Annotated in this window: 4 protein-coding genes and 1 tRNA gene; 3 read left to right on the forward strand and 2 right to left on the reverse strand. The window is 66.4% G+C overall.

Features of this window, described 5'->3' with window-relative positions:
* Positions 1–310 precede the first annotated feature (310 nt).
* Positions 311–937, reverse strand: a complete 627-nt coding sequence (locus KDL01_RS39360) for a transposase family protein (protein ID WP_212533826.1) — start codon at positions 935–937, stop codon at positions 311–313.
* An 89-nt stretch (positions 938–1,026) separates the two neighbouring features.
* Here KDL01_RS39360 and KDL01_RS39365 point away from each other — a divergent pair, with 89 nt between their 5' ends.
* Entirely contained in the window at positions 1,027–2,133 is a 1,107-nt protein-coding gene (locus tag KDL01_RS39365; RefSeq protein WP_212533827.1) for an integrase core domain-containing protein, read from the forward strand.
* A 117-nt stretch (positions 2,134–2,250) separates the two neighbouring features.
* A complete protein-coding gene (locus KDL01_RS44965; protein WP_212533828.1) occupies positions 2,251–2,850 on the forward strand; it encodes an integrase core domain-containing protein in 600 nt (199 codons plus the stop codon).
* A gap of 671 nt (positions 2,851–3,521) precedes the next feature.
* Here KDL01_RS44965 and KDL01_RS39375 read toward each other — a convergent pair.
* Positions 3,522–3,596, reverse strand: a tRNA-Val gene (locus KDL01_RS39375).
* A 450-nt stretch (positions 3,597–4,046) separates the two neighbouring features.
* On the opposite strand from KDL01_RS39375, the gene KDL01_RS46905 reads away from it, so the two are divergent.
* Positions 4,047–4,163, forward strand: a complete 117-nt coding sequence (locus KDL01_RS46905; RefSeq protein WP_438802018.1) for a hypothetical protein — start codon at positions 4,047–4,049, stop codon at positions 4,161–4,163.
* Positions 4,164–4,248 lie beyond the last annotated feature (85 nt).

Genomic DNA, 4,248 nt, shown 5'->3' on the forward strand with positions numbered 1-4,248 from the left:
AGCACGGTGCATCAGAACCCACATTCACTGCGGGCCTCGACACCACGCTAGGGCCATACGCCACAGGTCTGTCTCGAGAATCCGGAAACTCCCCAGCTGATCAAGCCCGCCCAGGACCTGCACCCATCGGGATTGGAGTGAACCGCTGGAAGACTCTGCTGGCGAATTCACATCCGGGCTGGCCGTAGCTGGGCGAAGCGGGTTTTCCGGGTTCCGCCGAGTGGCGTGTCGGTGAGCCAGGTGTCGAGGCGGACGAGGTTGAGCGCGGTGGCGGTCAGGACGTGCTGGAGGTGGACCTTGTCCAGGAGCTCTATTCATAAGCCACCCGCAGGAATCGTCGTAGGTTGATGAGTCCGGTGACGGCGGCGAGGACCTCGGGGAACTTCTCAAGCGGTGCGCGGTAGCGTCCGCCTTCTTCGCTCAGGATCCGCCAGGACTTCACGTGGGCGACGGCGCGTTCCACGGCCGCTCGGACGCCGGAGAGCAGCATGTTGTCTCGCTTGTGGTTCTCGTGCAGGTCGCGGCCGGGTCGCCTCTTGTACGGCACGAGGTCGATGCCCTCGACCCCGACGTAGCCGAGATCGGCGAGCTGGTGGATGCCGTGCATCAGGTTTTTCAGGCCCGAGGCGGCGTACGCGTAGGCGTCGTGGCGGGCGCCGGGGATCGGCATGGGGCCGATCGCGGCGAGGTCGCCGTCCATCGAACAGGCGATCTGCACGTTCATCCCCGCGTATCCGGCCTTGACCGAGTACAGGTCGCCGCGGTGCTTCCAGTCCCAGGTCGGGCAGATGGTGCCGTCCACCAGAGCGGTGCCGGCGCGGGCGATCGCGCGTGGATCGGGGGCAAGGTCCTCGAGCACCGTGGCGATGACCGGGCGCAGCAGGTCCCAACGGCGCGAGACGGTGGCCTGGGAGACGTGGAAGAACGCCGCCGCCACGTGCTGGACCGGGTTCCTGCGCAGCAGGTGGATGACCTGTGGTACTCGAAAATACGATTCCGCGTTGACCTGGTGCTTTGCGTGCTGCTTTGTGGCGCTGGTTGGCTGGTGTGGTGTTGATTGGATTCGCGTTTCGGCTCGGTCGCAGGGCGCTGGGGCTGCTGGCGACCGCGGCGCGCAGCGACCGGGTGTTGTTCGCGGAAGTTCTCGTGCTTCGGCAGGAGAACGCGGTGCTGCGCCGTCAGATTGCGCGGGTGCGCTACGAGCCTGAGGATCGGGCGTGGTTCGCGGCTTTGTCGGCGCTGGTGCCGCGGGTGCGGTGGTCCGAGGTGTTCCCGGTCACGCCGAAGACGCTGCTGTCTTGGCATCGCAGGCTCGTGGCTGGGAAGTACACCCCGTCGCGTCGGGCACCAGGCCGGCCCTCGACCCGGCCAGCCGTCAAGGCCCTGATCCTGCGGATAGCCGGCGAGAATCCGTATTGGGGTCACGAGCGGATCGCGGGCGAACTGGTCAAGCTCGGGCATCGGATCGCGAAGTCCACGGTCTGGCAGATCCTTCACGATGCCGGGTTCGACCCGGCGCCGCGCCGCAGCGGCCCCACCTGGCGACTATTCCTCCACGCGCAGGCCCGTACCATGATCGCGACGGACTTCCTGCACGTGGACACGGTTCTGCTCAAGCGGCTCTACGTGCTGGTGTTCATCGAGCACGGCACACGCCGCGTCCACGTCGCCGGGATCACGGCGAACCCTGACGGGGCGTGGACCGCGCAGCAGGCCCGGAACCTGACTATGGCGCTGGGAGAACATCTGGAGGCGATGCGGTTCCTGATCCGGGACCGCGCCGGACAGTTCACCGAGGCGTTCGACGCGGTCTTCGAGGACTGTGGACTACGAATCCTGCGAAGCCCGCCGCAGGCGCCGCGGGCGAACGCCGTATGCGAACGCCTGGTTGGCACGCTACGGCGCGAACTGCTCGACCACCTGTTGATCCTGAACGAGGCACACTTGCGCGCCGTCCTGGCTGAATACGCGGCGCACTACAACGCCGCCCGCCCGCACCAGGGCATCGGCCAGCACGTTCCCGACGACGATCCGGACCACCCGATCGCGAAGGTCATCGACCTGGAGACCGCGCGAGTCCGTCGAAAACGAGTCCTCGGCGGCCTCATCAGCGAATATCAGGCAGCTGCATAAACCTTCTGGGTACCCCCAGGCCAGAGGCCGGAATCCTATTTCCGAGTACGACAGGTCGAACGTCCAGGCTGGGGCGCCCGGCTGCGCGCAGGCGGCGCGCAGTACCGCTGGCGGCTGGTGTCTGGCCTCGCCCTGACCCAGACCGCCTTCCGGGTAACCCCAGGCCAGAGGCCGGAATCCTATTTCCGAGTACGACAGCTCGACGGGACGAAGGCGTACGCGCTCGCGGCGATCGAGCACGCCAACCTGCGCATCCGCGTCCTCGGCGCCACGATCCACCCGGGCGAGGACTGGATCGTTCAGCAGACCCGCAACCTGCTGATGGACCTCGAGGAGACCGGATCGAGAGTCAAGTTCGTGCTGCACGACCGCGACCGACTCTTCCACGAGGGCTTCGACGCCGTGTTCACAGCCGCGGGTGTGCAGATCGTCAGATCGGGCATTCGCGTGCCGCGCATGAACGCGGTCATGGAACGGTGGATTGGTACCTGTCGCCGGGAACTCCTTGACCGCACGCTGATCTGGAACATCCCCCACCTGCGCCGGATCCTGGCCGAATACGAGCGGTATTACAACGAACACCGGCCCCACCGCACTCTTGTGAGCGCCGCACCGCTCACCCCGCTGCCTGCGCCGGTCAACGACCTCGACGACTTCCGCGTCCGCCGACACGACCGCATCGGCGGAATTATCCACGAATACCAAGAAGCCGCCTGACCAGCCCCTAACCAGCATGGACGAGTTCTCGGCACCCACAGTTCCCAGTCCTTAGACCTACACACTGGGCGGGACGTCATCCTTCGCCACGAGTCGCCGCGCTCTGAACGCCGCCGGAAAGGCTCGCTGTATGAACCGGATTCGATGGGAGCGCGAGTCGAGATCGGCCCTGAAGCGCAGGGCCGAGCCTGCATTTGCTTCGCCCGGAAGCGCCGAGCCCCAGGTCGCGGCGTTGTGAGCACGGCTGACGGGCTGTCGGCCCGCGCCGCGCCCGTCTGGCCTGATCCCGTGTCAGGTGCGCCCTGTCTGGGACGCGGGTCGAACACGCTGTAGCAGGCGCTCGGACGCTGTGGACCGTTGTTGGCGCGCTATCCGGCGCCCTGCCACGTCGACCGGTGAACTCTTCCACGGCGGTCCCGCCGCGCCGCGGCACAGGGGCACCCATGTCGAGATCTGCGTAACGACGTGTCAGTTCGTTGTCGGAGAGCGCGTCGCCCACGTACGCCCGGTCTGACCTGCGAAAACACGCGGGGCCACGCTAGGGAAGAGGTCAAAGCGCGCAAATCCACGCTGACCTGCGCATACGCCGGAGTCGGGAGCACGATCTTGCGTGCCCCCGAGGTAATGGGAGCACACCTGAAAGCAGGTCAGATCCCTCTGACCTGCGGTGATGGTGGGCGATACTGGGATCGAACCAGTGACCTCTTCCGTGTGAAGGAAGCGCTCTCCCGCTGAGCCAATCGCCCTTGACGTGGTTAAACCTTAGCACACGTCAGTCGATCTTCGTTCACTCGCGGACGCACTCCCGCGGCGTGCGGTCGGCGGGCAATGTTGGGGTAGGGGATCGGTTCTTGCGTGCAGTAGGTGCCGGACATATCGGATGTCTACATCCAGGTGTGGCATGAGGGTCGGGCCAGCTATGAGCTTGAGTACCGTGCAGGCGGAGGCTCTGGTGGTTCGGCTTTGGATGGAGCGTGTTGACGAGCAGGCGGAGCGGGAGGGGTAGACGGATCCGGAGTGTCTCACTCGTGTGTTCGGTGTATTGGCGGGCTCGGGATCACGGCCAGCAAGGACCTCGCGTGCTACCGGAGTTGCGGCTGCGCGGAGATCGGCGGCGACGGGCTGCGCGCTGAGCCTTTACTACCACGGGTTCGACGGACTCTGCGGAGACGACTGCGTCGATCGGGCGCGAGGTGGTGGCTGCGTTGGGTGATGCCGGGCTTTTGGTGGAGGTGGAATGGGACGGTGATCCGTCGCGTGCCGTGACGGTTGCCTCGCTGGATTGGCGGAGCCGCTCGTGGGGTGAGCGGTGAGTGAGTAGTCAGTGCTCAACCGCGGGCGGGCGTGGTTGAGCCGGGGCGCTGGGGCACGGTGGGGTGGCGCGGCGAGGTGGGAGGG

The sequence above is a fragment of the Actinospica durhamensis genome (assembly GCF_018139695.1).
GTDB classification, from domain to species: Bacteria; Actinomycetota; Actinomycetes; order Streptomycetales; family Catenulisporaceae; genus Actinospica; species Actinospica durhamensis.